The following is a 26,023-nucleotide window of genomic DNA, read 5'->3' as shown; positions in this document are numbered from 1 at the left end:
CACAAGTGCGAACGCTGTTCATGCATCCGATCGGGAGTACGTCATGCAGAAGCAATGGTTGATCGGTGCCGGGATCCTCACGTCCGCCGTACTCCTGACGGGGTGTTCGTCAGGACCCGCCGGCACGCAGACGAAGCAGAACCCCGACGCACCGCTCGAGCTCTGGACCAGAACCACGCCGGGCGGACCCGGCGAGAAGGCAACGCTCAAGCTGGCGGCGGGATTCGAGAAGGCCACCGGCAAGAAGGTCAAGGTCACCGCGATCTTCGACGACTTCGAGACCAAGCTCCAGCAGCGTGCGGCCCAGAAGAACCTCCCCGACATCGTCCTCAACGACGTCTCCCAGCTCGGCACGCTGCACAGCCAGGGCCTGCTCCGCGAGATCGACCTCGACAAGATCAAGAACAGCAAGGACATAGCCGACAGCGGCCTCGCCTCCGGCAAGAGCGCCGACGGCAAGCAGTACGGACTGCCCTACTCCGCCCAGGCCAGCGCCCTGCTGATCCGCAAGGACTGGCGCGAGAAGCTCGGCCTGAAGGTCCCGCAGAACTGGGACGAATTCACCGCCATGGCCAAGGAGTTCACCACCAAGGACCCCGACGGCAACGGCAAGCAGGACACCGCCGGGCTCGCCGCCCCGCTCTCCACCAAGCGCGGCTACGCCTCCTGGTACTTCTCCAACTTCCTCTGGGCGGCGGGCGGCGACTTCATCACGGAGACCGGCGGCGGCAAGTACAAGCCGTCCATGGAGACCCCCGAGGCGACCAAGGCCGTCCAGTGGTTCCGCGACCTCGGCTGCAAGGACAAGGCCATCCAGCCCGGCGCCGTCACCATGGACACCCCGCCGACCAACGAGACGTTCGAGGCGGGCAAGGCCGGCATGTACGTGGTCGGCCCGTACCTCCTCCCGCGCTTCGACAAGTCGCTGGGCAAGGACAAGTACGAGGTCGTCCCCATGCCCAAGGGCCCCAAGGACGCCACCGTGCTCGCCGAGGGCGGATCGGTCTATCTGATGGCCGGCTCGGACAACCAGGCGGGCCAGGACGCCTTCGCCGACTACGCGGTCTCCGCCGAGGGCCAGAAGCTCGGCATGCAGGGCACCGAGGGCAACATCGTGCAGCTGCCGGTCAACAAGACCGTCGACATCACCAAGGAGCGCCCCGACGCGCGCTGGAAGACGTACGCCGACATCTACAGCACCTCGGGCCGCTACGCCCCGTCGATCCCCAACTGGACGCCCGTGCGCCAGGCGACGGCCGACACCGTCAACGCCCTGGTGGCCGACTGCGGGATCGACACCGCGTCCAAGCTGAAGGAGCTCGACTCCAAGCTCCAGGGCGTCCTCGAGGAGCAGGGGATCGCCGCGTCATGAGCGTCGACCAGGTACGGCCGTCCGCGAACGGTTCCGCCGTCGCGGGCGCCCGGCCCACCGCGGTGCCGGCGGCGAAGAGCCGGCCGCGGCGCAGCCGCAGGGCAGGACGCTGGTGGACGCCCTGGCTGTTCCTGGCCCCGGCGCTGCTCCTCTTCCTGTACTTCAAGTTCATCCCGATGTTCAACGCGATCACCATGTCGTTCCAGGAGGTTCAGCCCTACCTCGGCAACAAGTGGGTCGGCGCCGACAACTACAAGACGGTCCTGACCTCGGACGGCTTCCGCGAGGCCGCCTGGCACACCGTCGTGCTCGCCGTCGGACAGACCGCGGGCTGCCTCGTGCTCGGCCTCGCGCTCGCGCTGCTGATGGAGGGCCAGAGCCGCCGGCTCGGCTTCATCCGCTCGGCGGCCTTCCTCCCCGTCGTCGTACCGATCGCCGTCGTCGCCGAACTCTGGCGGATCATGTACCACCCCACCGGCGACGGAATGATCAACTCCCTGCTGGGGCTGTTCGGTTCGAGCCCCTCGGGGTTCATCAACGATCCGCACACCTCGATGGCCTCCATCATGGTCACCGGCATCTGGCGGGGCGCGCCCTACGACATGATGATCTTCCTCGCGGGTCTGGGGAGCGTCGACCGCGGTCTCTACGAGGCCGCCAAGGTCGACGGCGCGGGCCGCTTCCAGCGCATCCGCCACGTCACCGTGCCCGGACTGCGCTCCGTCTTCTCGATCCTCTTCATCCTCGCCGCCATCCGCGGACTGCGCGTCTTCACCGAGGTCTTCCTCCTCACCAACGGAGGCCCTGACGGCTCCACCGAAGTCGTCATGACGCTCATCTACAAGCTGGGTCTCGAACAGAACCGGCTCGGAGTCGGCGCGGCCGGCGCCGTCCTGCTGTTCCTCGCGACGCTCGTCCTGACCGTCTGCGTCCACCTGTTCCGACGGAGGGGTAACGAATGAGCGCGCCGACCGAGACCGCGCTGGGGCTCACCGAGAGCCGGAGCATCGGCGGCAGAGTGGTGAAGGCGGTCACGTACGCCCTCGTCCTGATCGTCTTCGCGGGCCCGCTGCTCGCCCTGCTCGTCAGCGCGTTCAACCACGTCAAGGACCCCACGCAGCTCAGCCTCATCCCCTCGGGTGCCACCCTGGACAACTTCAGGACCGCCTTCGACCAGGGCGTACTGAAGTACCTCCTCAACTCCTTCTTCGTCGTCGGCGGCGGGCTGCTCCTCCAGGTCGCCGTCTCGGTCCTCGCGGGCTACGCGCTGGCCAGGAAGAAGTTCCGCGGCATGACCGTCGTGATGGTCGCCATCCTCGCGACGCTGATGCTGCCCGAGGAGATCCTCGCCATCCCGCTCTCGCTGATCCTCGCCGACCTGCCGGTGGTCCACTTCAACCTCATCGGCACCCTCGCCGGGATGATCGTGCCGCTCGGCGCCTGGGCGTTCTCCATCCTCGTGATGACCGAGTTCATGAAGGACGTGCCGCGCGAACTCGAAGAGGCCGCCCGCATCGACGGCGCCGGTGACCTGCGGATCTTCGCCCAGATCATCCTTCCGATGTGCAAGCCGGCGCTCGGCGTCATCGGGGTCTTCGGCTTCACCATGATCTGGGACCAGTACCTGCTGCCCCTCCTGGTGGCCACCGACTCCTCCTCGTACACCCTGCCCCTCGCCCTGCGGACCCTGCGGATCGACCCCTCGGTCACCCCGGGCGTGGTGATGGCCGCATCGCTGCTCGCGCTGCTGCCCTCGGTGATCGTCTTCCTCTTCTTCCAGCGCTCGTTCGTCCAGGGCCTGACCTCCGGCGCGCTCAAGGGCTGACCGGCCTCCCACCAACACCCTTCAAGGAGCGGCACGTTGAGTGCGCGCAGCGACACCACCTGGTTCACCCACGACCGATTCGGCCTCTTCGTCCACTGGGGTCTGTACGCACTCCCGGCCCGCCACGAGTGGGTCAAGAACCGGGAGCGGCTGACCGACGAGCAGTACCAGGTCTACTTCGACCACTTCGACCCCGACCGCTACGACCCCGTCCAGTGGGCCAGGACCGCCAAGGCCACCGGAATGCGGTACGTCGTCCTCACCACCAAGCACCACGACGGCTTCTGCCTCTGGGACAGCGCCCTCACCGACTACAAGGTCACCAACACCCCGTACGGCCGCGATCTGCTCGGCCCGTTCGTCGACGCCTGCCGGGCCGAGGGCCTCAAGGTCGGCTTCTACTACTCGCTCATCGACTGGCACCACCCGTCCTTCCCCGTCGACGGCACGCACCCGCAGCGCGACGACGCCGCGTATCGCGAGGCGGCGGCGGACCGGGACATGGCCGAGTACCGGACGTATCTCCACGGCCAGGTAAGGGAGTTGCTCACCTCGTACGGGACGATCGACTACCTCTTCTTCGACTTCTCCTACACCGGCCACGAGGAGTACTGGGGCGGCAAGGGCGCCGACGACTGGGACGCACCCGGTCTGCTCGCCCTCGTACGGGAACTCCAGCCGGACATCCTGGTCAACGACCGGACCGGCATCCCCGGGGACTTCATCACCCCCGAGCAGTACCAGCCCTCGGGACCGATGACCGCGAACGGCCGCCCGGTGATCTGGGAGGCCTGCCAGACCCTGAACGGCAGTTGGGGCTACGACCGCGACAACGTCGACTTCAAGAGCGCCGACCTGCTGATCCGCATGCTCGTCGACGGCGTGTCCAAGGACGGCAACCTGCTCCTGAACGTGGGCCCCACCGGACGCGGCGACTTCGACCCGCGCGCCGTCGACACCCTCGCCGAGATCGGCCGGTGGATGGACCTGCACGAGAAGTCCGTACGCGGCTGCGGCCCCTCGGCGCACCAGCCGCCCGCCGACTGCCGCTACACCCAGCGCGGCGACCGCCTCTATCTGCACCTCTTCACCTGGCCGCTGCGCCACATCCACCTGCCCGGGCTCGCGGGGCGGGTGCGGTACGCGCAGCTCCTGGGCGACGCGTCGGAAATCGTACGCGTCGAGGTGGACCCGGATCAGCCCGCGCAGAACACCCGGATGGGCGGCCAGCCCGACGGCACGCTCACGCTCCAGCTGCCGGTACGCCGGCCCGAGACCCCTGTCCCCGTCATCGAGCTCTTCCTCAACTGACCCGTCCGCTCAGCACTGTGGAGGCATCATGCAACGACGTACGTTCCTCACCGCAAGCGCGCTCGGCATCACGGCCGTCGTCCTTCCCGTCGCCTCCGCGAGGGCGGCGACGACAGTCACCTCGCTGACCGCACTGCAGTCCGCGATCAACGCCGCGGTCCCCGGCACGGTGATCACCGTGGCCAACGGCACCTATGCCGTACCGGACGGCAAGCCCGTCACCATCACGGACAAGCACGGCACGGACGGCTCGGAGATCACGATCGTCGCGCAGTCGCGCGGCGGCGTCGTCCTCACCGGCAAGCAGAGCTTCGTCTTCAGCGGCTCCAGCTACGTCACCCTCTCCGGCTTCGCCTTCCGCCAGAGCACCACGCTCGACGTCCCGCCGGACTCCTCGCACATCCGCCTCACCCGCAACGACTTCCAGCTCGCCGACATCAGCGGACTCCACTGGGTCATGGTCCGGGGCGACTACAGCAAGATCGACCGCAACCACTTCCACAACAAGTCCCAGCTGGGGATCATGCTCGGGGTGGAGGGCGCGGACACGGACAAGATGGCCTACAAGGTCCTGATCTCCAAGAACTACTTCTCCGACCACTCCTTCACCGGCGACAACGGCGGCGAGCCGATCCGCCTCGGTGTGAGCCCGCGCGCGCTCTCGGACGCGGAGGCCACCGTCGAACTGAACCTCTTCGAGCGGTGCAACGGCGACCCGGAAGCCATCTCGGTCAAGTCCTCCGGCAACTTCGTCCGCCGCAACACGATCCGCGACAGCAAGGGCGGCATCGTCCTGCGCCACGGCAACGACACCACGGTCGACAGCAACTGGATCCTCGACGGCCAGGAGGGGATACGCATCTACGGAAACGACCACCTGATCGTCAACAACTACGTCTCCGGCCTCTCCGGTACGGCCCTGATCATCGGCAGCGGCACGGAGCGCGACCACTACGTCGGCGAGCCGTCGACGTCCCGTACCGGCAACGACGCCCCCGACCGCGTGACCGTGGTCCACAACACCCTGCTGGGCAACGCCAAGACCCTCGCGGGCGAGACCCAGCGCACCGAAGAGCCGCGCGACTGCACCATCGCCGACAACCTCCTCGTCGGCGACTCCGGCGATCTGGTGGCGATGGCGACGACGGTCCGCTTCACCTGGCAGAGCAACATGCTCTCCGGCGCGGCCGCCGACGGGAACATCCCCGCCGGCACCTACACCCGCACCGACCCGAAGCTGGTGACGGGCGCCGACGGCATCGCCCGGCTGTCGTCCGCCAGCCCGGCGATCGGCGCGGCCACGTTCGCGACGGACGCGGTCACGTACGACATCGAGGGCAACGCACGCGGCACGGCCAGGGACATCGGCTGCGACGAGTACACGACCGCGACCGCGCTCTACCGTCCGCTCACGACGGCGGACGTCGGCCCGAACGCGTCCTGACTCTCGCTCTTCCTGGCCCGGTACGACATGAAGGCGGCGACCAGCGCCCCCGACACGTTGTGCCAGACCGAGAAGATCGCCGCGGGCAGGGCGGCGAGCGGGCTGAAATGGGCGGTGGCGAGCGAGGCGGCCAGACCGGAGTTCTGCATCCCCACCTCGAACGCCATCGCCCGGCTCGCGGGCTTCCCGAGCCGGGCCGCCTTCCCGGCCCCGTAACCGAGCAGCAGGCCGAGGCCGTTGTGCAGGACGACGGCCAGCAGCACCATCGCCGCCGCCGACTTGATCGCCGCCGCGCTGCCCGCGACGACGATCACCACGATGACGGCGATGGCGACGGCCGACAGCCAGGGGAGCGCGCCGAGTACGCGGGCGATGTAGCGGCCCGCGAAGAACCGTACGGCCAGACCCGCCAGGACCGGCAGCAGCACGGTCTTGAGGATGTCGGTCACCATCGAGCCCGCGTCGACGGGGAGGTACTCGCCCGCCAGGAGCAGCGTCAGCGGGGGAGTGACCAGCGGGGCGAGGACGGTCGAGACGGTGGCCACCGAGACGGACAGGGCGACGTCGCCGCGCGCGAGATACGTGACGACATTGGACGCCGTGCCGCTGGGCGCGCAGCCCACCAGGATGACGCCGGCGGCCAGTTGGGGCGAGAGGTTCAGCGCGTGGGCGATGAGCCAGCCCAGGCCCGGCATGATCACGTAGTGGGCGACGAGGCCGAGGCCCACGGCCCAGGGGCGCTTCAGCACGCCCTGGAAATCGACCGCGGTCATGGTCAGTCCCATACAGAACATCACCACGCCGAGCAGGTAAGGAACGTTCGTCTTCCACCCCGCGAAAGCGTCGGGGAAAGCGAGACCCGCCGCGCCCGCGACGAGCACGAGGACCGGGAAGACGGTGACCGCGCGGCGGGCCGCGCGGTCGGTGGAAGCGGGGGCGGTACGGGGTATTGCCTGATCAGTCTGCACGGCGCGATGCAACGCCCTCACCGCACCGTGCCGCAACAGCGTCTCGTTATGTGGTCCCTACACCGACAGCTGGGCGGCCAGCGGATCGTCGCCGAGGAAGGCGATGAGCTGCGCCAGATCGGGTGCGGTGGCGGGGCCGCGCCGGGTCACCGCGTACGCCGCCGACGCATTGGCGCCGCGCGCCGCCGAGAGCGGGTCGAGACCCCGGCCGAGGAGCGCGAGGAACGCGCCGACGTGGGCGTCGCCCGCGCCGTTGCTGTCGACCGCGTCGACCGGGAACCCCGGGACGTGGACCGGGTCTTCGCCGGGGGCGGCCAGCCAGCAGCCGTCCTTGTCGGCGCGCAGCAGGATCCCCGCACCGGGGGACAGCCTCTCCCGCAGGGCGGCGACGGCCTGCGCGGGGTCGTCGCGCCCGGTCAGCAGCCGGCCCTCGCGGGCGTTGCAGCTCAGCCAGTCGGTACGGGCGAGGACCGGGTCCAGGAGCTCCGCGGGGATGTCGGCGACCAGCGGCGCGGGGTCGAAGCAGACCGTGAGGGAGGGCGGCAGCTGCGCGGCGAAGCGGGACAGGAGCGGGCCGTTGACCGGGGTGACCAGGCCGTAGCCGGAGAGCTGCACCATGTCGTCGGGCCTCAACTTGCCGGTCACCACGGCCAGTTCGGCCTCGGTGAGGTGGGCGTCGACTCCGAAGCTGGTCACGAAGGTCCGCTCGCCGCCCGCGTCCACCAGCGCCACGCAGAAGCTGGTGTCGCCGTCCTCGCGGACCGGCAGCATCGTCTCCACGCTCTCGGCCGCCAGGGAGGCGCGCACGAGATCGCCGTACGGACCGGTCCCGTGCAGCCCGGCGAAGACCGCCTCCGCGCCGAGCCTGCGCGCCGCGACGAGGGTGTTGAACCCGCCGCCCGCCGTGAGTTCGGTGCGGGTGCCGATGACGTCGCCGCCGCGCTCGGGGAGGGCCGGGACCTCGATGACGAGGTCGGCGATGACGTTTCCGGCGAGGACGAGTCGGGGGCTGGGGGAGTTGCTCATCGGACGGCTTCCTCGAGAGGGGCGGGGGAGGACGGGACGTCGGTGACGGAGGCACGGCGGCCGAGGACCGCGTACAGCAGCGCGCCGACGACGATGGCGATCGCCCAGCCGAGGCCGTTCTCGCCGAGCCAGGTGTCGGTGAGCGGGCCCTTGAACCAGACGTCGTCGGCGCTGGTCGCGGCGGAGGTGAAGAGCAGTCCGCAGACGATCGCGGCGACCCAGGCGGTGACCGCCGGGAGGTTGAAGCCGCCGGAGTACCAGTAACGACTGGTGCGGGTGGTGTCCATGAGGCCGGCCGGGTCGTACTCGCGGCCGCGCAGCATGTCCACTCCGATCACCCCGATCCAGGCGGAGATCGGGACGGCGAGGAGGGTGAGGAAGGTGGTGAAGGGGCCGTAGAAGTCACCGGCGATCAGCATGAAGTAGATGCCGCCGAGGAACATCACCACGACGTCGATGCAGACGGCCCAGGCGCGCGGGACCTTCAGCCCCAGCGTGATCATGGTGAGTCCGGCCGAGTACGTCGACAGGTGGTTCGACATCAGGAGTCCGCCGAACGCGGCGATGAGGTACGGGATCGCCATCCAGGACGGCAGCATCGCGTTGATGGCCGCGACCGGGTCGGAGGCGGTGGCGAGCGTCGGGTCGCCCGCGGTGAGCAGCGAGCCGAGCGAGATCAGCAGCACCAGGGGGATGCCCGCGCCGAACGCAGAGGCGGTGACGAGGCGGCCGCCGGGGATCGAGCGGGGCAGGTAACGGGCGTAGTCCGCACCGGCGTTGGCCCAGCCGATGCCCGTACCGGCGGCGATGAAACCGATGCCCCCGATGACGCCGCTGGTGGCGCCGGCCGGAGCGTCCAGGACCTTGGTCCAGTCGACGGTGGCGACGAGGAAGCCCATCACGATCAGGTTCAGCACGCCGAAGGCGACGGTGGCCCACTTGTTGATCCACATGATCGTGGCGTGGCCGAGGCCGCTGATGAGCAGGGTGCAGGCGATGAAGACGAGCAGACAGACAATGGTGAGGAAGTTGTTCTGGTCCACGCCGAAGGCGACGCCGAGCAGCGCGAGCAGGGCGTACGCGGCGGTCGTGGTGGTGATGGTCTCCCAGCCGACCCGGCTCAGCCAGGTGACCACGGTCGGGCCGACGTTGCCGCGCTGTCCGAAGGTCGCACGGGAGAGCGTGAGCGCGGGCGCCCCGCCCTTCTTGCCCGCCAGGCTGAGCGCCCCCACCAGCGCGAACGATCCGAAGGATCCGGCGACGGCGACCAGCGCCGCCTGCCAGATGTTCAGCCCGCGGAAGGCGACGAGGGAGGCGCCGAGCGGCAGCCCGAGGAGGGAGATGTTGGCGGCGAACCAGGTCCAGAACATCTGGCCCGCATGGCCGTGACGCTCGCTGTCGGGGACCGGCTCGATCCCTCGGGTTTCTACGGTGCCGACGCGATCGTTCGACGTTGAATCGGTCATGACGGAACCTCCTTGCACGGTGCGTGGGGACGGGGGGTGGTTCAGCGGAGGGCGAGCAACTGGGCGGTGACCGGCTCCAGTTCGAGGTGATTGACGGTGCGCAGGGTCTGCACGGCGTCGGCGGGGAGCGCTTCGAGGCCCCGTACGGAACCGGCGATCGCGCCCGCGACAGCCCCGATCGTGTCGCTGTCGCCGCCGAGATTGGCGGCCATCAGCGCACTGCGCCAGGGGTCCCCGCCGGTCAGCGCGAGCACCGCGAACGCGGCGGGCACCGACTCCTGGCTGGCGACGCTGGTGCCGATGAGCGCGACGATACGGTCGAGCGCCTCGGCCTCCTCCAGGCCGGCGACGAGCTCGCGGGCCCAGCCGATACGGGCCGAGATGGAGGCGCCCGCGATCCAGTGCCCGCGCCGGGACCCGGCCTCGGCGGCGGCGATCGCCGCGTCGAAGGTGTCGTCGAGGGTGCCGCCCGCGACCCCGGTGGAGACGGCGGCAGCGACGGCGGCGGCCCCGGCGATCCCGACGGTGGTGTCGTGCGTGACCTGGCAGGACTCCACGACCCGGTCGAGGAAGGCGTCCAGGTCGTCGGCGGCGAAGGCGATACCGACGGGGGTGACGCGCATGGCGGCCCCGTTGGTGGTGCCGTACTTCCCCGCCTCCTTGGGGTCGGTGCCGCGCGCGACCGCGTCGAGCGCGGCCTTGGTGGACGGGCCGAGGAGGTCGAAGGAGCCCTTGGCCTTCATCTCCTTCTCCCAGTCGAGGAGTTCACGCGCGAAGGCCGTCGGGTCGATGTGCCCGCCGCCCTCCGTGATGAGCCGCGCGACGATGACAGCCTGCTCGGTGTCGTCGGTGATCGACCCGGCGGGCATTCCGGCGCTGACGGGGTTGTCGGGGAGGGCTGCCTCGAAGCCGGTGAGGGTGCCGTAGACGCGTACGACGTCCTCGCGGGACATGATCTGCGTCGGCATGCCGAGCGCGTCGCCGAGGGCGAGTCCGTAGAAGGCGCCGAGCGCGCGGTCGAGCAGGCGGGGATCGGGGCTGGTCATACGAGGCCTCCTCGGCCGGTGGTGCGGACGTGCAACTGGAACCGGGACGGGTCGAGCAGGCTGGTGACCTGCTCGACGACGGAGCCGTCGGCGGCCCGGAAGACCTGGGACAGATGGAGGAAGGACTCGCCGGGGGAGCGGTGCAGGACGGCGGCGTCGCTCTCACTGATCCCGGCGACGGCGATGGTGGCCTCGCCGGTGTCGGCGACGCGTCCTGCGGCGATCAGCGCCTTGTTGAGGGAGCCGCCCTCAAGACCGCGGCCGGGGAGTCCGGCGAGCGGACCGACAGCGGGGACGCGACTGCGCTCCAGCGATACGCCGTCACCGCCGGCCAGTCGCCGAACACGGTCCAGGGCAATGAACTCAACGGATTCCAGGCCGAGTTCACGGGCCAGCGCAGGATCGTCGACGGTCTCGAAGCGGAGTATCCCGGTACTCAGCTCGGTGCCCTGCTCGGCGAGCGCCTGCGTCCAGCCGAGCCGGTTGTCCAGCGGAGTGCCGTCGAAGGTGACGAAGGAGCCGATGCCCGCGTGGGTGGCGATGAGCCCCTGCTCGCCGAGGACGTTCAGAGCTTGGCGCACGGTGGTGCGGCTGACCCCGAACCGCCCGGTGAGCGCATGCTCCCCGGGCAGCCGGCTGCCGTCGGAGTGGACCCCGGCCCGGATCTCGTCGGCGAGAACCTTGGCGATGCGATGGTGTTTGTGTACCTGTCCAGGCATGTCTAAAAGGTAAGCGGAGCTTCCCCTTCAGGTCCAGGGTTTTCAGCTGTGTATTTGCTCAGGGAGTGGGCGAGGGAGTGGGCGGCAGCGGAAGCGGCAGCCCCGGCAGCCCGTCGATGCTGGTCGCGATGTACTCCTTCTTCTGGAAGTACGCGTCCAGGTCCGCATCGTCCTTGCGTGCGAAGAAGTTGCCGTGCAGATCGCGGTCCTCGTCGTACGACATGAACGGCACGGCGTAGCCACAGGTGTCCCTGACCAGCTCGGCGGTGACCACGATGATCGCGCGCAGCCCGTTCTTGGAGGTGTCGATGTCCGGGAAGTGTCCGAGCAGCTCCGGGAAGCGCGGGTCGTCGCGGAAGACCGGCTCGCCCCGGCCGTGTACGCGCACGATGTTCGGCGGCCCGTCGAAGGCGCACCACATCAGGGTGATCCGCCCGTTCTCGCGCAGATGCGCCACGGTCTCCGCGTTGCTTCCCGCGAAGTCGAGGTAGGCCACGGTGAGCTCGTCGATGACGGCGAAGGATCCGCTGAGGCCCTTGGGCGAGAGGTTGACCGTGCCGTCGCCCGACAGGGGTGCGGTGGCGGTGAAGAAGATGTGCTGCGCCTCGATGAAGGTGCGCAGGCGGCCGTCTATTCGTTCATGCGTCTTTCCCATACGGGAGATTCTCCGCCCGTGCCGCCGTATGCGATCAGTCGTTTCGCCCTGTGGGACGGCATCGGCTTTGACGAAACATACGGAGGAGTGCATACTTATGCCATGCGTTGAATGCGCGCTGCCTCCCCGTTCCTCCGCGGCGGGGAGGCAGCCGCACATCCACCCTTCTGAGGAGCACGAGCTGTGAGCAGCAACACCGGTGACGTCCGGCTCTGGGGCGCCCGTTTCGCCGACGGACCCGCCGAGGCCCTGGCCAAGCTGTCCGCCTCCGTCCACTTCGACTGGCGGCTCGCCCCGTACGACATCGCCGGCTCCCGCGCCCACGCCCGTGTGCTCCACAAGGCGGACCTGCTCACCGCCGACGAACTGACCCGGATGCTCGCGGGCCTCGACCAGCTGGAGGCGGACGTCGCGGACGGCAGCTTCGTCGGCACCGTTGCCGACGAGGACGTCCACACCGCCCTGGAGCGCGGTCTCCTGGAGCGGCTCGGCCCCGACCTCGGCGGCAAGCTGCGGGCCGGCCGGTCGCGCAACGACCAGGTCGCGACGCTCTTCCGGATGTACCTGCGTGACCACGCCCGGATCATCGGCGGGCTGATCGCCGACCTCCAGGACGCACTCGTCGGCCTCGCCCAGGCCCACCAGGACGTCGCCATGCCGGGCCGCACCCACCTCCAGCACGCCCAGCCCGTCCTCTTCGCCCACCACATGCTGGCGCACGTCCAGCCCCTGGCCCGCGACGCGGAGCGGCTGCGGCAGTGGGACGAGCGGACGGCCGTATCGCCTTACGGATCAGGCGCGTTGGCCGGATCCTCGCTCGGCCTGGACCCGGAGGCGGTCGCCCGCGACCTCGGCTTCGAGCACGGCTCGGTGGGCAACTCCATCGACGGCACCGCCTCGCGCGACTTCGTCGCCGAGTTCAGCTTCATCACCGCGATGATCGGCATCAACATCTCCCGGATCGCGGAGGAGATCATCATCTGGAACACGAAGGAGTTCTCCTTCGTCACCCTGCACGACGCCTTCTCGACCGGCTCCTCGATCATGCCGCAGAAGAAGAACCCGGACATCGCGGAGCTGGCGCGCGGCAAGTCGGGACGGCTCATCGGCAACCTCACCGGCCTCATGGCGACGCTGAAGGCGCTCCCGCTCGCGTACAACCGCGACCTGCAGGAGGACAAGGAGCCGGTCTTCGACTCCTGCGACCAGCTCGAACTCCTGCTGCCCGCCTTCACCGGCATGATGGCCACCCTGACCGTCCACCGCGAGCGCATGGAGGAGCTGGCCCCGGCCGGCTTCTCGCTCGCCACCGACGTCGCCGAGTGGCTCGTCAAGCAGGGCGTCCCGTTCCGTGTCGCGCACGAGGTCGCCGGCGAGTGCGTCAAGGAGTGCGAGGCGCAGGGCATCGAGCTGGACCAGCTCACCGACGAGCAGTTCGCGAAGATCTCCGAGCACCTGACACCGCAGGTGCGTACGGTCCTCAACGTGCACGGCGCCCTCGCGTCGCGCAACGGCCGGGGCGGCACGGCCCCCTCGGCGGTCAGGACCCAACTGGTCGAGCTGAAGGCCAACTTGATCATTCAGCACGCCTGGGCGACCGCCAAGAGCAAGAAGAAGTAGCCCCTACGGACCGACACGAGGGGCCCGGACGCGACCGCGTCCGGGCCCCTCGGCCGTGGTGCGTCAGCTCCTGGCGCGCTTGCCGCCCTCGTAGTCGCCGAGGTCGAAGAGCAGCCCGAGTACGACGAACAGCCAGCCGATGCCGCTGACATGGGAAACCGGGCTCCAGGACAGCACGAACATCAGAGTCGTGAAAGGCAGGAAGACCAGTCCGATCAGCGGCGCGATCCAGCTGTCGAACGGCCGGGTCACCAGGTTGGTGAACAGCCAGAGGAAGAGCAGCGCCAGACGTGGCGCGAAAGCTCCGAGCACGGCGACAAAACACATGTGTCAGTCGTAGCACCGGACGGGGCATTCCGTGCGCGAAGGGAACGCGAAGGGAAACGGAACCGCCCCGGCCGGACCAGAGGTCCGACCGGGGCGGCACGGTGCGTCAAGCGGTCAGGCGAGCGTGGCGATCGCCTGGTTGAACGTGGCCGACGGGCGCATGACGGCCGCGGCGAGCGCGGGGTCCGGCTGGAAGTAGCCACCGATCTCGGCGGGCGAACCCTGCACCGCGATGAGCTCGGCGACGATCGTCTCCTCCTGCTCGGCCAGGGTCTTGGCCAGCGAGGCGAACGCCTCGGCGAGCGCCGCGTCGTCCGACTGCTGCGCCAGCTCCTGCGCCCAGTACAGGGACAGGTAGAAGTGGCTGCCGCGGTTGTCGATGCCACCGAGGCGGCGGCTCGGCGACTTGTCCTCGTTGAGGAACGTCGCGGTCGCCCGGTCCAGGGTGTCGGCGAGCACCTGGGCGCGCGCGTTGCCCGTGGTCTGCGCGAGGTGCTCGAAGCTCACCGCGAGCGCGAGGAACTCACCCAGGCTGTCCCAGCGCAGGTAGTTCTCCTTGACCAGCTGCTGGACGTGCTTCGGGGCGGAACCGCCGGCGCCCGTCTCAAAGAGACCGCCGCCGTTCATCAGCGGGACGACCGACAGCATCTTGGCGCTGGTGCCCAGCTCCAGGATCGGGAAGAGGTCGGTGAGGTAGTCACGCAGCACGTTGCCGGTGACGGAGATCGTGTCCTCGCCGCGGCGGATGCGCTCCAGCGAGAAGGCGGTCGCCTCGACGGGGGAGAGGATCTCGATCTGCAGACCCTCGGTGTCGTGCTCGGCGAGGTACGTCTTGACCTTCGCGATCAGCGTCGCGTCGTGCGCGCGGCTCTCGTCCAGCCAGAACACGGCCGGGACGCCGGTGGCGCGGGCGCGCGTGACGGCGAGCTTGACCCAGTCCTGGATCGGGAGGTCCTTGGTCTGGCACATGCGGAAGATGTCACCGGCGCCGACCGTCTGCTCGAGAACGACGTTGCCGCCGCCGTCGACGACCCGCACCGTACCGGTGGTGGGGATCTCGAAGGTCTTGTCGTGGCTGCCGTACTCCTCGGCCTTCTGCGCCATCAGACCGACGTTCGGGACCGAGCCCATGGTCGACGGGTCGAAGGCGCCGTGGGCGCGGCAGTCGTCGATGACGACCTGGTACACGCCGGAGTAGCTGGAGTCCGGGAGGACGGCCAGGGTGTCGGCCTCGCCGCCGTCCGGGCCCCACATGTGGCCCGAGGTGCGGATCATGGCCGGCATGGAGGCGTCGACGATGACGTCGGACGGGACGTGCAGGTTGGTGATGCCCTTGTCGGAGTCGACCATCGCCAGGGCGGGGCCCTCGGCGAGCTCGGCCTCGAAGGAGGCCTTGATCGCGGCGCCCTCGGGCAGCGAGTCGATCCCCTTGAGGATGCCGCCGAGACCGTCGTTGGGGGTGAGACCGGCCGCGGCCAGGGTCTCGCCGTGCGCGGCGAAGGTCTTCGGGAAGAAGGCGCGGACCACGTGGCCGAAGATGATCGGGTCGGAGACCTTCATCATCGTGGCCTTGAGGTGGACGGAGAAGAGCACGTCCTCCTCCTTGGCGCGGGCGATCTGAGCGGTGAGGAACTCGCGCAGCGCGGCGACGCGCAGCACGGAGGCGTCGACGACCTCGTCGGCGAGGACGGGTACGGACTCGCGCAGCACGGTGGTCGTGCCGTCGTCACCGACCAGCTCGATGCGGAGCGAACCGGCGTCGGCGATCACCGCGGACTTCTCGGTGGAGCGGAAGTCGTTCTCGCCCATGGTCGCGACATTGGTCTTGGAATCGGCCGTCCAGGCGCCCATGCGGTGCGGGTGCGTCTTGGCGTAGTTCTTGACCGAGGCGGGGGCGCGGCGGTCGGAGTTGCCCTCGCGCAGGACCGGGTTGACGGCGCTGCCCTTGACCTTGTCGTAACGGGCGCGGACGTCCTTGTCCTCGTCGGACTTCGGGTCCTCGGGGTAGTCCGGCAGCGCGTAGCCCTGTGCCTGGAGCTCGGCGATCGCGGCCTTCAGCTGCGGGACCGACGCCGAGATGTTCGGAAGCTTGATGATGTTGGCGCCGGGCGTCTTGGCCAGCTCGCCGAGCTCGGCGAGGGCGTCCTCGATGCGCTGGCTCTCCTGGAGACGCTCCGGGAAGCTGGAGATGATGCGCCCCGCCAGGGAGATGTCACGGCTCTCGACGGTGACACCGGCCGTCGAGGCGTAGGCCTCGACCACGGGCAGGAACGAGTACGTGGCCAGGGCCGGGGCCTCGTCGGTGTGCGTATAGATGATGGTCGAGTCAGTCACCGGGTGCTCCGCTCCAGGTCTGCAACATTGCTTGACATCAAGATATCTCCTGCGCGCCCCGGCCAGCACAGGGCCCTGCCCACTCGGCCAGCGCATCGAAGTCCGCCCGGGTCAGTCCGATGCCCTCGTTGATCCGCAGGAGCAGGGTGTCGGCGGGGTGGTGCCGGGCGACCCAGGCGCGGTCCCGGTCGGTGATGTCGTCGTCGATCCAGGCGAAGGGGCGGCCGGCCGCGTACTCGAGGATGTACTGCGTCTTCCAGAAGGTGCCCTCCGGAGCGCGCCCGTGCATCTGCGGCCAGTCGATGAACGGCAGCTCGGGCAGGCCGAGATGCGGCCCGATCCACTCGTTGGCCTCGCCCTTCCAGGTCGTCGCCCAGACCAGTTCGTAGCGCTCGGCGAGCGCGAGCAGCTCCGCCCCGTGGCCGTGGTTGAGCCAGACCCGCAGCGGCCGGGCGCCCGTCCAGCCCACCGGGCTCATCCGGTGCGTGGAGTAGCCCTCCGGTCTTCGCTCGCGCTGCGCCGCGTACGGATTGAGCGGGCCGTCGACGTCGATCAGCAGCAGGGGCTTCGTCATCCGCACAGGATCGCCTGCACGCGGCCAGAGCGGCGGTGAATTATTGCGTGAGACATCAGTGTCTCATTCGGGCTATGGTTGTCTCATGACAGTCGACCGGGACCAGGTGCTCCGCGCCGCAGCCGTCCTCCTCACCCGCAAGGCGACGTCCACCATGGACGAGGTCGCCAGGGCCGCGGGGATCGGCCGCGCCACCCTGCACCGGCACTTCGCCGGGCGCGAAGCCCTGGTCAGGGCCCTGGAGAATCTGGGGATCCAGGAGTTCGAGTCCGCCCTCGATGCCGCCCGGCTCGACGAAGGCCCCGCGGGCGACGCCCTGCGGAGGCTCATCGGCGAGGTGGAGCCCGTCGCCGGACTCCTCGCCTTCCTCGTCACCGAGAACCAGCTCTTCGAGGGCGAGGCGATAAACGACGGCTGGGCCCGGCTCGACGCCCGCGTCGCCGCCCTCTTCCGGCGCGGCCAGGAGCAGGGCGAGTTCCGGATCGATCTGACCCCCGCCTGGCTGACCGAGGCGCTGTACGGGCTGATCGGCAGCTGCGCCTGGGCCGTGCAGGACGGCCGGGTCGCCCCCAAGGACTTCCAGTACATGATCGCCGAGTTGTTGCTCGGCGGCGCACGACGGAGCGTGGAGCAATGACCAGCACAGACCAGCGGGCCACCGACACGGGGGCGGTCCGCAGCCCCGGCCGCTGGCTGGCCCTCGCCGTTCTCGTCCTCGCCGTGCTGCTGGTGGCCGTCGACGCCACCGTGCTCGGACTCGCGACGCCGTTCCTCAGCGAGGACCTCAAGCCGTCCGGCACCCAGCTGCTCTGGATCGGCGACGTCTACTCGTTCGTCATCGCGGGCCTGCTCGTCTCCATGGGCAGCCTCGGCGACCGGATCGGCCGCAAGAAGCTGCTGCTGGTCGGCGCCGTCGCGTTCGGCGCGGTCTCCGTACTCAACGCGTACGCCTCCAGCCCCGAGATGATGATCGCGGCCCGGGCGCTGCTCGGTGTCGCGGGCGCGACCCTGATGCCCTCCACCCTCGCGCTGATCCGCAACATCTTCCACGACCCCAAGGAGCGCAGCCTCGCCGTCGGCATCTGGGGTGCGGCCGCCTCCGCGGGCGCCGCGGTCGGCCCGGTCGTCGGCGGATTCCTGCTGGAGAACTTCTGGTGGGGCTCGGTCTTCCTCATCAACCTCCCCGTGATGGCCGTGCTGGTCCTCGTCGGCATCAAGCTGCTCCCGGAGTCGCGCGACCCGAACCCGGGCCCGTGGGACCTGATCAGCGTGGTGCTCTCCCTGGTCGGCATGGTGGCTGTCGTGTACGCCGTCAAGGAGGCGGCGGTCGAAGGCTTCCGCTGGGACATCGCGGCGTCGGCGGTCGTCGGCATCGCCGCCCTGCTCTGGTTCGTCAGGCGCCAGCTCACGCTGAAGTCGCCGCTGCTCGACATGCGGCTCTTCCACCACCGCGGGTTCTCCGGTGCCGTACTGGCCGATCTGCTGACCATCCTCGGCCTCTCCGGCCTGGTCTTCTTCCTCTCGCAGTTCCTCCAACTGGTGCAGATGCGCTCACCGCTGGAGGCGGGCCTGATCGAACTGCCCGCCGCTGTCGGTGCGGTGGGAGCGGGGCTGCTGGCCGGCCGTATCGCCCGTAGAGCATCCGTGCGCAGCGCGGTTTCCGGCGGACTCGCCGCGGTCGGCGTCGCGCTCGCCGCCTGTATGGCGATCGGCGCCTCGACCGGAGTCGTGGCCCTGGGCGTCGCGCTCTTCCTCGGCGGCCTGGGTGCGGGGCTCGCCTTCACTGTGACCGCCGACGTGATCCTCTCCAGCGTGCCGAAGGAGCAGGCGGGCGCGGCCTCCGCGGTCTCCGAGACGGCGTACGAACTGGGTGCCGCCCTCGGCATCGCCCTGCTCGGCTCGGTGGTGACCGGCATCTACCGGGGCTTCACCGTGCCGGCCGGAGTCCCCGCCGGTGCGGCGGACGCGGCCCGCGACTCGCTCGGCGGGGCGGTCGAGTCGGCGGGACAACTCCCCTCCGAACAGGGCTCGGCGCTCCTCTCCTCCGCCCAGGGGGCCTTCACCGACGGCTTCCAGACGGCGGCCGGGGTGGGCGCACTGGTGCTCTTCGCCACGGCGGTCGCGGCCTGGTTCCTGCTGCGGGGCCAGAAGCTCGAATCGTAGACCGCAAATAACGTGATCCTGCGGTACGAGTAAGGGCCGCACCCCGCCCGGGGTGCGGCCCTCATCTCAATTCCCTTGGCCTCAGGCGGCCTTGGCCTCAGGCGGCCTTGGCCTTGGTGGCGTACATGTCGACGTACTCCTGGCCGGAGAGCCGCATGACCTCGGCCATCACCGAGTCCGTCACCGCGCGCAGGACATAACGGTCGCGGTCCATGCCCTCGTAGCGCGAGAACTCCATCGGCTCGCCGAATCGGACCGTGACCTTGCCGGGGCGCGGGACACCGGCGCCGCCCGGCTGGATCTTGTCCGTACCGATCATCGCGAACGGCACGACCGGGGCGCCCGTCATCAGGGTCAGGCGCGCGATGCCGGTGCGGCCGCGGTAGAGGCGGCCGTCGGGGGAGCGGGTGCCCTCCGGGTAGATCGAGAAGATCTTGCCGTCGTCGAGCACCTGGCGGCCGGTCATCAGCGCCGCGACACCGCCGCGGCCGCCGTCGCGGTCGACCGGGATCATGCCGACGCCGGTGAAGAACCAGGCCATCAGCCGGCCCTTGAGCCCCTTGCCCGTGACGTACTCGTCCTTGCCGATGAAGAAGACCTGGCGGTCCAGGCAGATCGGCATGATCATCGAGTCGATGAAGGTGAGATGGTTGCCCGCGAGGATCACCGGACCCGTCCCCGGAATGTTCTCGGCACCCTCCACGCGCGGGCGGAACATCAGGCGCATGACCGGTCCGAGCACTGCCTTGATGAGCGCGAGACGGGACAACGGGTCCTCCGGGGTCGTGGGCTGTGCCGTGGATGCGGGGCGAAGTCTGTGCAGGTGAGGACGATACTCGCGCGTCCTGTCTGATCGCACATCGGGTTCACCCAGTGGATACGCAGAGTTGACGTGCGTGACCGTTGTGTTCAGCCGCGTGAACCCACGTGTGAACCCACGTGTCATCCGTATCCCCTTCGAACCGCTGCAGTGACCAGGGTCACAGCGAACGCATGTCCCGTAAGCGCGTCATAAGATCTCGTCGATCGGCCAGGGGGGTCGGATCTTTCAGGGCCTCAAGGGGGCGACACCGTGGGTGTCATCGTGGGTGCAGTTGTCGTGGTGCTGGTCGTCGTGGCCGTGTGGTGGGTCGTACGGACCTACAACCGGCTCGTCCGGCTCCGGAACCAGACGCAGGCTTCGTGGGCGCAGATCGATGTGCAGCTGAAGCGACGGCATGAGCTGATACCGAACCTCGTCGAGAGCGCGCGCGGGTACGCCGCGCACGAGCGCACCACCTTCGAGGCGGTCACCGCCGCGCGCGGGGCGGCCGTGAGCGGCGATCTCGGAGTGACGGACAAGGCGGCCGCAGAGGACGCGCTCACCGCGACGCTGGGCAAGCTCTTCGCGCTCGGCGAGAGCTACCCGGAGCTCAAGGCCGACCACCACTTCAGCACGGTGCAGGCCGAGTTGAGGTCGGCGGAGGACAAGATCGCGTACGCGCGGCAGTTCTACAACAGCGCCGTGCAGAGCTACCACACCGCCCTGGAGAGCTTCCCGGGGAACGTCGTGTCGGGAATGGGCGGCGCGCACAGCCGCCGGGAGTACTTCGAGGCCGCCGGCGTGCCGCAGGACGCCCCCCAGGTGAGATTCGCGTGAAGCTCACCGAACAGCTCTACTGGGGCGGCGCCGCCCTGATCGTCCTCTGGCTCGTCGCCTTCGGACTGTCACTGGTCGCCACCCGCAACGGCACGGTCACGCCGGGGCCCGCGACCCAGGAGTTCGGGGACGACCCCGAATCGCCGGCCGTGGTCAGCCTGCTCGGCAACGACTGGCGAGGCGTGGAGAACGCCGCGGCGGCCACCCTGCTGGACCTCGCGGCCCGAGGCTTCGTCGAGCTGCGGCAGCCCGGCGACGACCCGGTCCGCAGCAGCGTCCACCTCACCGACGCAGGCCGTACGGCATCGGATCTGACGCCGTACGAGAAGCGGGTACTGGACCGCGTCATCAGCCGTGCGGCGAACGGCGGCGCACCCATCGGGGCGATCGCCTTCCGCGACGACGAACGCGCCGCCTCCTGGAACACGGCGCTGCGCCGCGAGATCGTCGCCGAGGCCCGGCTGCGCGGCCTGTCCCGGTACCGGTTCGCGCCGCTGCTCGGCAGCGCGCTGCTGGTCGGCGCCTTCGTGCCGGGTTCGCTGTTCACCGTGGCCGCGGTCATGGGCGGGCACGGCATCCGCGGCGCGATCGTCGTCGGCGTGCTCCCGGGGGCCGCACTGGCCTTCCTGCTCGGCAAGGCGCTGGGCGAGCGGGCGACACCCAAGGGCCTCGAACGCGCGGGGCACTGGGCCGGACTGCGCTCCTGGCTCACCGCGCACGAGGACTTCGCGCAGCTGCCGCCCGCGTCCGTGACGGTCTGGGACCGCTACCTCGCGTACGGAACCGCACTGGGCGTCACCACCCTCACCGGCCGCCTCCTCGGCTTCGACTCCGGCGACCGGCGACGGGTCTGGTCCTCGTACGGAGGCACTTGGCGCTCCGTACGGATCCGCTACCCGCGCCTGCGCCCCGGCTTCGGCTGCTCCACGCGCCGCCTGCTGCAACTGACGGCCGCGGCGGGCGTGGTCGCGGCGGCACTCTGCGCCTTCGCGATACTGCGGCAGCCCGACTGGGCGATGGCGGTCGACAAGGGCACCTGGCGCAGGCCGGGACTGGTGCTGAGCGCCGGCTGGGCGGGCAGCGTGCTGCTCGGCCTCCTGGTGGCCGGAAAGTTCAACCGCTGGACGCTGTTCGCGACGTTCCTGTCGATGATGCCCGGCAACTTCGTCAGCGGAACCCACGGCTGGTTCCACGACGCGGCGGCCCAAGAGGGCCCCATTCCGGCCGAGTTGGCGGCCATCGCGGCCTTCGCCGCACTGGCGGCGTACTTCCTGGCACTCGCCGTCCTGGAGCGCCGGGAGCCCGCCACGATCACCGGCGAGGTCCTGCGCATGGAGTCGCGCAAGGGCAAGCAGGCGGCCCGCTTCCTGGCCCTGGACGAGGGAACGACGGCGCTCACCACGGCCTGGGCCCTGCCGGCGGCGTCACGCGCGATCGCGACGGGCGCCCAGGTCCGCCTGAGGGTCTCGCGCGGCACGCGCACGATCCGCTCGGCGGAACTGGTGAGGGCAGCGCTGCCGGAGGGCGACGGCCTGAGAGCCCCCAAGCAGCAGGCTTCGTAAGGGAGCACAAGGGTCAGTCACGGGTGCGGCGGCGCAGCCCGTGGGTGATGGCCCGTTGGGACAGAGGGCCGAGTCCTTCGAGGGCCTGAGCGAGGACCGCGAGCTGTTCGAGCGAGTCCAAGGCGCGGGCGGCACCCTCGGGGTCGACGCCCTCGTACAGTTCGATGCCGACGAAGGAGGCGGCCGCGGCACGGGCCAGCCCGGCGGGGTCGGCGAAGGCGGCCAGGGGGGTCGCGGCGAGCAGCCGGATCAGGACGGTCTCCAGCTCCTCGATCCACAGCGCGAGCCCGGCGGAGGTCGCGGCCGCGAGGGCGGGGGCGGTCTGTCCGGCGGCCAGCAGCTGGCCGAGGACGGCCACCTGGCCGGCGGCCCGTTCCTCGGCGTGCATCGTACGGGCGAAGGCCAGGAGTTCCGTGACGGAGTCGAGGGCGGCGAGGCGCACGCGGTAGCGGGAGACGCGCTGTTCGGCGCCGTGCACGCAGGCAGCGGCGAGGAGTTCGTCGACGGAGCCGAAGTGGTAGAAGACCAGCGCCTGGTTGACTCCGGCAGTGGTCGCGATCGAGCGGGCCGAGGTCTTGGCGATGCCCTGCTCGACCAGGGTCTGCAGGGCTCCTTCGAGGAGTTTGAGGCGCGTGGCCCCGCCGGACGCGCTCACGCGCGGGCCTCCTCGCGGACGGGGCGCAGCCCGGCGCGGAGTCCGCTCCCGCCCGCGTTGACGTACTCGGCGGTGAAGGAGCCCTCGTAGCCGAAGAGGAAGCCGAAGCGCCGGTTGGTCACCCGCACCCGGATCTGGAAGCTGCCGGTGCTCTCGTCGAACGACTCGCGGACCTCGGCCTCGCCTGCGATCAGGGAGGGGACGTGCACGTCCACGGGGCCCTCGCGGAAGCGGTGCTCGCCGGAGCGGATGAGGAGCGAGCCGTCGGGCTCGGCGCTCATGTGGAGGTCGCTGGCGAGGTGTTGGTGGGTGCCGAGGTAGTCGAGGACGCAGTCGCGCTCGGGGCTGAAGACCATGGTGGCGTCGAAGCGGTGGGGGCCGTCGGGCAGTTGGAAGGTCCGTACGAAGGTGACGGTCTCGCGGCCGAAGGAGTCCACGTAGGGGAAGTTCTCGATGACGAAGGGCACGTCATGGCCCTCGCGCGGGACGAGGATGTTGCGCATGCCGCCGAGCCGGAGGAACGGCTTGACGTAAGGGGCGCCGTGGCGGATGCGCTCCATCGTCCCGCGCCCGACGCACGCTTCGCCGCTGTCGAGCCCGACGGAGAACCGCCGCCGGATCTCGGGGTGCAGGCGGCCGAAGTCGGCGCCCATGTGGGTCTGGAAGATCGAGGTCACGAGGGCTCCAGGGTGGCAAGCAGGCGAGGGGCACGGACGCGCCCTGGCGGGGTGCGTCGGCAGCGGCGTGCGGAGGGGGTGCCGGGCAGCGGGGGCAGCAGGGCGGCGAGGACGGCGGTGCCGGCCGCGAGGGCGAGCGGGGCGACGGGAGCGGCGAGCAGGACGGCCAGGACCAGGGCCAGACGCAGGGTGCATTCCCCGAGGGCGCGCGTGAGGGCGGCGCGCGGGTGGGTCCCGCGTTCGCACCACAGTCGCAGCCGGTCGAAGGACCAGGCGGTGGCCCAGCCCATGAGCGGCCGGAAAACCAGCCGGTCGGCGAGGGCCCCGAAGCGACCCCAGCGCGGGCGGTAGTCGTAGCCGGTCAGGAAACGGATCCCGGCGGGGCCGGGGACGTAGCGCCAGTAGCCGCTGCCCTTGGCGAGCAGCGAGAGCGGGTGGTCCGAGGCGAAGCGCAGCGCCGAGACGCGCGTGCCGTCGGACCGCTGCCGCTCGCCCGCGCTGACTCCGGTGCCGGCGATCCACAGGAGGGGCAGCAGCCGGGTCGCGTAGCGGAAGCGCTGCGGCTCCCCCTCGGTGCGGGGCAGGTAGGAGATCGAGGTGAACCTCAGGTCCCAGGACTGGTGCAGCGCCGGGTTCTGGGTCCGCTCCCAGAGGACGTCCATATCGGCGTCGATCACGGTCTCCACGTACAGACCCATGGCCGCAAGCCCCCTCCTTCTCACGGTTTTGAGCGTTTGCTCAAACTGCAAGCTAGCCCATTTTGAGCGAACGCTCAAGAAGATCGACGGGCGTCGATTGGACACCTGCGCGCACCACGCCGTTGTGTCCACGCTCTCCCGTTCGTAAGCCCCGGCTGCCTACCATCGGGCACTTCGCTTTGACAGGTGCGGGACATCACACAGGGAGCTTTCATGACTCAGGGCGCGGAGAAGAGCCCCGGCCGGCGGACCGTACTGGGAGCGGCTGTGCTGTCCACAGCCGCGTTCGGGCTGCCCGCCGTGGCGAGAGCCGACGAGCGCAGCGGGGGACACGGGGCCTCGTACAAGGAGCTGCCCGTGCCGACCGTCATCGGGCACCGCGGGACCGCCGGTTACCGGCCCGAGCACACCTTCGGCTCGTACCAGCTCGCCCTCGAACTCGGCGCGCACCTCATCGAGCAGGACCTCGTGCCGACCAAGGACGGGCATCTCGTCTGCCGGCACGAGAACGACATCACGGCGACCACCAACGTCTCGGACCACCCCGAGTTCGCCGCGCGCAAGACCACCAAGACCGTCGACGGCGTCGCGATCACGGGCTGGTTCACCGAGGACTTCACGCTTGCAGAGCTCAAGACGCTGCGCGCCAAGGAGCGCATCCCGGGCAACCGGCAGCGCAACACGCTCTACGACGGCCGCTGGTCCATCCCCACCTTCGAGGAGGTGCTGCGCTGGGCCGAGAAGGAAGGGCGCAAGCGCGGCAAGCCGGTCTGGCTGTACGTCGAGACCAAGCACCCCACCTACTTCCGCGGGATCGGCCTCGGCCTGGAGGAGCGGGTCGTCAAGCTGCTCCGCAAGTACGGGCGCGACCACCGCAATTCCCCGCTGATCCTCCAGTCCTTCGAGCCCACCTCCATCCAGCGCCTCTCCCGGCTCGTCTCGACGCCCGGCGTCGTGCTGCTCTCCGGCGCCGGCACCCGCCCCTGGGACTTCGTCGCGTCGGGCGACCTGCGTACGGTCGACGACCTCGTCACGCCCGCCGGGCTCAAGTGGATCGCCTCGTACGCCCAGGGCATCGGCCCCACCCTCGACCTGATCATCCCCAAGGACGCGTCGGGCAAGCTCACCCAGCCGACCACGCTCGTGCGCGACGCCCATGCGCAGGGGCTGATCCTCCACCCGTACACGATGCGCAACGAGAACTCCTTCCTGCCCGCCGAGTACCGCAAGGGGACCGACCCCAACGCCTACGGCGACGCGTTCGGCGCCTTCCAGCGGTACTTCGAGACCGGCATCGACGGGGTCTTCTCCGACAACGCGGACACCGCCCTCCTCGCCGCGGCGGACTTCAACCGCCGCTGACCCCGTACGGGTGAGATGCGGCCCCCGCGGAAACCGCCGCCCGCGGCCGCCGCGTCCCGCCCGGCATGAACCTCGTAGAAGAACTGACTCCGCTTCTCGCCGCAGAGGCCGCCGCCGAAGCCTCCGCCGCTGGTATCGACCCCGCCGACCTCGAACAGGCCGTCTGGGTACGGCTCCTGGAGCAGACCCCGGCGGAGCCCAGGCGCTGGGTGCGCTCCGCCGTACGGGCCGAGGCGCGGCGGGCCCGGCGCCTGGCGCGGCGTGAACTCCCGTACGCCGTCGAGCCGTCCGAGTCCGCCGAGACCCGCCCCGAGCACCACGCCCTCACTGCGGAACAGCGCCGAGAGGTGCGCGCGGCGGTCACCAGGACGCCCGGCCGCTGCCCCGAACTGCTCGCCGCGATGCTCTCCCCGGACGACCCCACCTACCGGGAGATCGCAGGGGAGTTGGGAATGTCACAGGGGAGTCTTGGTCCGGTTCGTTCCCGTTGCCTGGGATGCCTGCGCAGAATGCTGGCGGCGGAGGTTGCAGCTCCCGGAGTCAGGGGAAGGGAGCGTTAGACAACCGGCGGAACAGGTGA

The 26,023-nt window shown here is 70.0% G+C and carries 25 protein-coding genes; 12 read left to right on the top strand and 13 right to left on the bottom strand.

What is annotated here, in order from left to right; all coding sequences use genetic code 11:
- Window positions 1-43: 43 nt before the first annotated feature.
- The 5 genes from OG707_RS04550 to OG707_RS04530 are packed head-to-tail and all read left to right on the top strand — an operon-like array spanning window position 44 to window position 5,952.
- The gene (locus tag OG707_RS04550; RefSeq protein WP_329114583.1) at window positions 44-1,372 is read left to right on the top strand and encodes an ABC transporter substrate-binding protein; all 1,329 of its coding nucleotides are present in this window, start codon (window positions 44-46) and stop codon (window positions 1,370-1,372) included.
- Window positions 1,369-2,334 (top strand): carbohydrate ABC transporter permease, encoded by a 966-nt coding sequence (locus tag OG707_RS04545; protein ID WP_329114581.1) that lies wholly within the window; start codon window positions 1,369-1,371, stop codon window positions 2,332-2,334. The genes OG707_RS04550 and OG707_RS04545 overlap by 4 nt, the downstream gene beginning before the upstream one ends.
- On the top strand, window positions 2,331-3,197 hold the full coding sequence (locus OG707_RS04540; RefSeq protein WP_329114578.1) for a carbohydrate ABC transporter permease: 867 nt from the start codon (window positions 2,331-2,333) through the stop codon (window positions 3,195-3,197). The genes OG707_RS04545 and OG707_RS04540 overlap by 4 nt, the downstream gene beginning before the upstream one ends.
- A 36-nt stretch (window positions 3,198-3,233) precedes the next feature.
- Window positions 3,234-4,508 carry an alpha-L-fucosidase gene (locus tag OG707_RS04535; protein ID WP_329114576.1) on the top strand — a complete coding sequence of 425 codons (1,275 nt, stop codon included), beginning with the start codon at window positions 3,234-3,236 and terminating at the stop codon, window positions 4,506-4,508.
- A 28-nt stretch (window positions 4,509-4,536) separates the two neighbouring features.
- Window positions 4,537-5,952, top strand: coding sequence for a polysaccharide lyase 6 family protein (locus OG707_RS04530; RefSeq protein WP_329114574.1), 1,416 nt, complete (start codon window positions 4,537-4,539; stop codon window positions 5,950-5,952).
- On the opposite strand, the gene OG707_RS04525 is transcribed toward OG707_RS04530, so the two are convergent.
- Genes OG707_RS04525 through OG707_RS04500 form a run of 6 tightly spaced genes read right to left on the bottom strand, consistent with a single transcriptional unit; the run spans window position 5,907 to window position 11,832 of the window.
- Entirely contained in the window at window positions 5,907-6,920 is a 1,014-nt protein-coding gene (locus OG707_RS04525; protein ID WP_329114572.1) for a bile acid:sodium symporter family protein, read from the bottom strand. The two genes, OG707_RS04530 and OG707_RS04525, sit on opposite strands and share 46 nt — an antisense overlap.
- Window positions 6,921-6,977: 57 nt before the next feature.
- Window positions 6,978-7,946, bottom strand: a complete 969-nt coding sequence (locus tag OG707_RS04520; protein WP_329114570.1) for a PfkB family carbohydrate kinase — start codon at window positions 7,944-7,946, stop codon at window positions 6,978-6,980.
- A complete protein-coding gene (locus OG707_RS04515) occupies window positions 7,943-9,412 on the bottom strand; it encodes a purine-cytosine permease family protein (RefSeq protein ID WP_329114568.1) in 1,470 nt (489 codons plus the stop codon). The genes OG707_RS04520 and OG707_RS04515 overlap by 4 nt, the downstream gene beginning before the upstream one ends.
- A gap of 41 nt (window positions 9,413-9,453) precedes the next feature.
- Window positions 9,454-10,458, bottom strand: a complete 1,005-nt coding sequence (locus OG707_RS04510; protein ID WP_329114566.1) for an ADP-ribosylglycohydrolase family protein — start codon at window positions 10,456-10,458, stop codon at window positions 9,454-9,456.
- The gene (locus OG707_RS04505) at window positions 10,455-11,177 is read right to left on the bottom strand and encodes a GntR family transcriptional regulator (RefSeq protein WP_329114564.1); all 723 of its coding nucleotides are present in this window, start codon (window positions 11,175-11,177) and stop codon (window positions 10,455-10,457) included. Before OG707_RS04505 ends, OG707_RS04510 begins: the two co-directional genes overlap by 4 nt.
- 58 nt (window positions 11,178-11,235) lie before the next feature.
- Complete coding sequence (locus tag OG707_RS04500) at window positions 11,236-11,832, bottom strand: pyridoxamine 5'-phosphate oxidase family protein (protein WP_329114562.1); 597 nt, start codon at window positions 11,830-11,832, stop codon at window positions 11,236-11,238.
- A 183-nt stretch (window positions 11,833-12,015) separates the two neighbouring features.
- On the opposite strand from OG707_RS04500, the gene argH reads away from it, so the two are divergent.
- Window positions 12,016-13,452, top strand: coding sequence for an argininosuccinate lyase (argH, locus tag OG707_RS04495; RefSeq protein WP_329114560.1), 1,437 nt, complete (start codon window positions 12,016-12,018; stop codon window positions 13,450-13,452).
- 63 nt (window positions 13,453-13,515) lie between these two features.
- Here argH and OG707_RS04490 read toward each other — a convergent pair whose 3' ends face one another.
- The 3 genes from OG707_RS04490 to OG707_RS04480 all read right to left on the bottom strand — a co-directional run bounded on the left by OG707_RS04490 (window position 13,516) and on the right by OG707_RS04480 (window position 16,687).
- Window positions 13,516-13,779, bottom strand: a complete 264-nt coding sequence (locus tag OG707_RS04490) for a hypothetical protein (RefSeq protein ID WP_329114558.1) — start codon at window positions 13,777-13,779, stop codon at window positions 13,516-13,518.
- 114 nt (window positions 13,780-13,893) lie between these two features.
- Window positions 13,894-16,113 (bottom strand): NADP-dependent isocitrate dehydrogenase, encoded by a 2,220-nt coding sequence (locus OG707_RS04485; RefSeq protein ID WP_329114555.1) that lies wholly within the window; start codon window positions 16,111-16,113, stop codon window positions 13,894-13,896.
- Window positions 16,114-16,150: 37 nt separating this feature from the next.
- A complete protein-coding gene (locus tag OG707_RS04480; protein ID WP_329114553.1) occupies window positions 16,151-16,687 on the bottom strand; it encodes an HAD domain-containing protein in 537 nt (178 codons plus the stop codon).
- A gap of 85 nt (window positions 16,688-16,772) precedes the next feature.
- Here OG707_RS04480 and OG707_RS04475 point away from each other — a divergent pair, with 85 nt between their 5' ends.
- Both OG707_RS04475 and OG707_RS04470 read left to right on the top strand, forming a co-directional pair.
- Complete coding sequence (locus tag OG707_RS04475; protein WP_329114551.1) at window positions 16,773-17,324, top strand: TetR/AcrR family transcriptional regulator; 552 nt, start codon at window positions 16,773-16,775, stop codon at window positions 17,322-17,324.
- Complete coding sequence (locus tag OG707_RS04470) at window positions 17,321-18,850, top strand: MFS transporter (protein ID WP_329114550.1); 1,530 nt, start codon at window positions 17,321-17,323, stop codon at window positions 18,848-18,850. Before OG707_RS04475 ends, OG707_RS04470 begins: the two co-directional genes overlap by 4 nt.
- Window positions 18,851-18,947: 97 nt before the next feature.
- On the opposite strand, the gene OG707_RS04465 is transcribed toward OG707_RS04470, so the two are convergent.
- Entirely contained in the window at window positions 18,948-19,619 is a 672-nt protein-coding gene (locus OG707_RS04465) for a lysophospholipid acyltransferase family protein (RefSeq protein ID WP_329114547.1), read from the bottom strand.
- A gap of 303 nt (window positions 19,620-19,922) precedes the next feature.
- On the opposite strand from OG707_RS04465, the gene OG707_RS04460 reads away from it, so the two are divergent.
- Both OG707_RS04460 and OG707_RS04455 read left to right on the top strand, forming a co-directional pair.
- On the top strand, window positions 19,923-20,489 hold the full coding sequence (locus OG707_RS04460; protein WP_329114545.1) for a LemA family protein: 567 nt from the start codon (window positions 19,923-19,925) through the stop codon (window positions 20,487-20,489).
- Window positions 20,486-22,051 (top strand): DUF2207 family protein, encoded by a 1,566-nt coding sequence (locus tag OG707_RS04455; protein WP_329114543.1) that lies wholly within the window; start codon window positions 20,486-20,488, stop codon window positions 22,049-22,051. The genes OG707_RS04460 and OG707_RS04455 overlap by 4 nt, the downstream gene beginning before the upstream one ends.
- Before the next feature lie 13 nt (window positions 22,052-22,064).
- Here the strand turns inward: OG707_RS04455 and OG707_RS04450 are convergent, their stop codons facing one another.
- Genes OG707_RS04450 through OG707_RS04440 form a run of 3 tightly spaced genes read right to left on the bottom strand, consistent with a single transcriptional unit; the run spans window position 22,065 to window position 24,081 of the window.
- Window positions 22,065-22,706 (bottom strand): helix-turn-helix domain-containing protein, encoded by a 642-nt coding sequence (locus tag OG707_RS04450; protein ID WP_329114542.1) that lies wholly within the window; start codon window positions 22,704-22,706, stop codon window positions 22,065-22,067.
- A complete protein-coding gene (locus OG707_RS04445; protein WP_329114540.1) occupies window positions 22,703-23,383 on the bottom strand; it encodes a DUF4166 domain-containing protein in 681 nt (226 codons plus the stop codon). The genes OG707_RS04450 and OG707_RS04445 overlap by 4 nt, the downstream gene beginning before the upstream one ends.
- Window positions 23,380-24,081: a hypothetical protein gene (locus OG707_RS04440; RefSeq protein ID WP_329114538.1), complete on the bottom strand. Its 702-nt coding sequence runs from the start codon at window positions 24,079-24,081 to the stop codon at window positions 23,380-23,382. Before OG707_RS04440 ends, OG707_RS04445 begins: the two co-directional genes overlap by 4 nt.
- A gap of 213 nt (window positions 24,082-24,294) precedes the next feature.
- On the opposite strand from OG707_RS04440, the gene OG707_RS04435 reads away from it, so the two are divergent.
- Together OG707_RS04435 and OG707_RS04430 are read left to right on the top strand one after the other, a co-directional pair.
- The gene (locus OG707_RS04435) at window positions 24,295-25,443 is read left to right on the top strand and encodes a glycerophosphodiester phosphodiesterase (protein ID WP_329114536.1); all 1,149 of its coding nucleotides are present in this window, start codon (window positions 24,295-24,297) and stop codon (window positions 25,441-25,443) included.
- Between the two features lie 65 nt (window positions 25,444-25,508).
- Window positions 25,509-26,003, top strand: a complete 495-nt coding sequence (locus tag OG707_RS04430) for a sigma-70 family RNA polymerase sigma factor (protein ID WP_329114534.1) — start codon at window positions 25,509-25,511, stop codon at window positions 26,001-26,003.
- Window positions 26,004-26,023 lie beyond the last annotated feature (20 nt).

Source organism: Streptomyces sp. NBC_01465 (genome assembly GCF_036227325.1).
Classification (GTDB): Bacteria; Actinomycetota; Actinomycetes; order Streptomycetales; family Streptomycetaceae; genus Streptomyces.
The sequence above is the reverse complement of the archived record's forward strand: the minus strand, read 5'-3'. Positions and strand labels throughout refer to the sequence as shown.

What these genes read in the sequence shown, in the direction of transcription:
- OG707_RS04550 (WP_329114583.1), top strand. Translation starts at nt 44, where the DNA reads ATGCAGAAGCAATGGTTGATCGGTGCCGGGATCCTCACGTCCGCCGTA.
- OG707_RS04545 (WP_329114581.1), top strand. Translation starts at nt 1,369, where the DNA reads ATGAGCGTCGACCAGGTACGGCCGTCCGCGAACGGTTCCGCCGTCGCG.
- OG707_RS04540 (WP_329114578.1), top strand. Translation starts at nt 2,331, where the DNA reads ATGAGCGCGCCGACCGAGACCGCGCTGGGGCTCACCGAGAGCCGGAGC.
- OG707_RS04530 (WP_329114574.1), top strand. Translation starts at nt 4,537, where the DNA reads ATGCAACGACGTACGTTCCTCACCGCAAGCGCGCTCGGCATCACGGCC.
- OG707_RS04520 (WP_329114570.1), bottom strand. Translation starts at nt 7,946, where the DNA reads ATGAGCAACTCCCCCAGCCCCCGACTCGTCCTCGCCGGAAACGTCATC.
- OG707_RS04515 (WP_329114568.1), bottom strand. Translation starts at nt 9,412, where the DNA reads ATGACCGATTCAACGTCGAACGATCGCGTCGGCACCGTAGAAACCCGA.
- OG707_RS04510 (WP_329114566.1), bottom strand. Translation starts at nt 10,458, where the DNA reads ATGACCAGCCCCGATCCCCGCCTGCTCGACCGCGCGCTCGGCGCCTTC.
- OG707_RS04505 (WP_329114564.1), bottom strand. Translation starts at nt 11,177, where the DNA reads ATGCCTGGACAGGTACACAAACACCATCGCATCGCCAAGGTTCTCGCC.
- OG707_RS04500 (WP_329114562.1), bottom strand. Translation starts at nt 11,832, where the DNA reads ATGGGAAAGACGCATGAACGAATAGACGGCCGCCTGCGCACCTTCATC.
- OG707_RS04490 (WP_329114558.1), bottom strand. Translation starts at nt 13,779, where the DNA reads ATGTGTTTTGTCGCCGTGCTCGGAGCTTTCGCGCCACGTCTGGCGCTG.
- OG707_RS04480 (WP_329114553.1), bottom strand. Translation starts at nt 16,687, where the DNA reads ATGACGAAGCCCCTGCTGCTGATCGACGTCGACGGCCCGCTCAATCCG.
- OG707_RS04475 (WP_329114551.1), top strand. Translation starts at nt 16,773, where the DNA reads ATGACAGTCGACCGGGACCAGGTGCTCCGCGCCGCAGCCGTCCTCCTC.
- OG707_RS04470 (WP_329114550.1), top strand. Translation starts at nt 17,321, where the DNA reads ATGACCAGCACAGACCAGCGGGCCACCGACACGGGGGCGGTCCGCAGC.
- OG707_RS04440 (WP_329114538.1), bottom strand. Translation starts at nt 24,081, where the DNA reads ATGGGTCTGTACGTGGAGACCGTGATCGACGCCGATATGGACGTCCTC.
- OG707_RS04435 (WP_329114536.1), top strand. Translation starts at nt 24,295, where the DNA reads ATGACTCAGGGCGCGGAGAAGAGCCCCGGCCGGCGGACCGTACTGGGA.
- OG707_RS04430 (WP_329114534.1), top strand. Translation starts at nt 25,509, where the DNA reads ATGAACCTCGTAGAAGAACTGACTCCGCTTCTCGCCGCAGAGGCCGCC.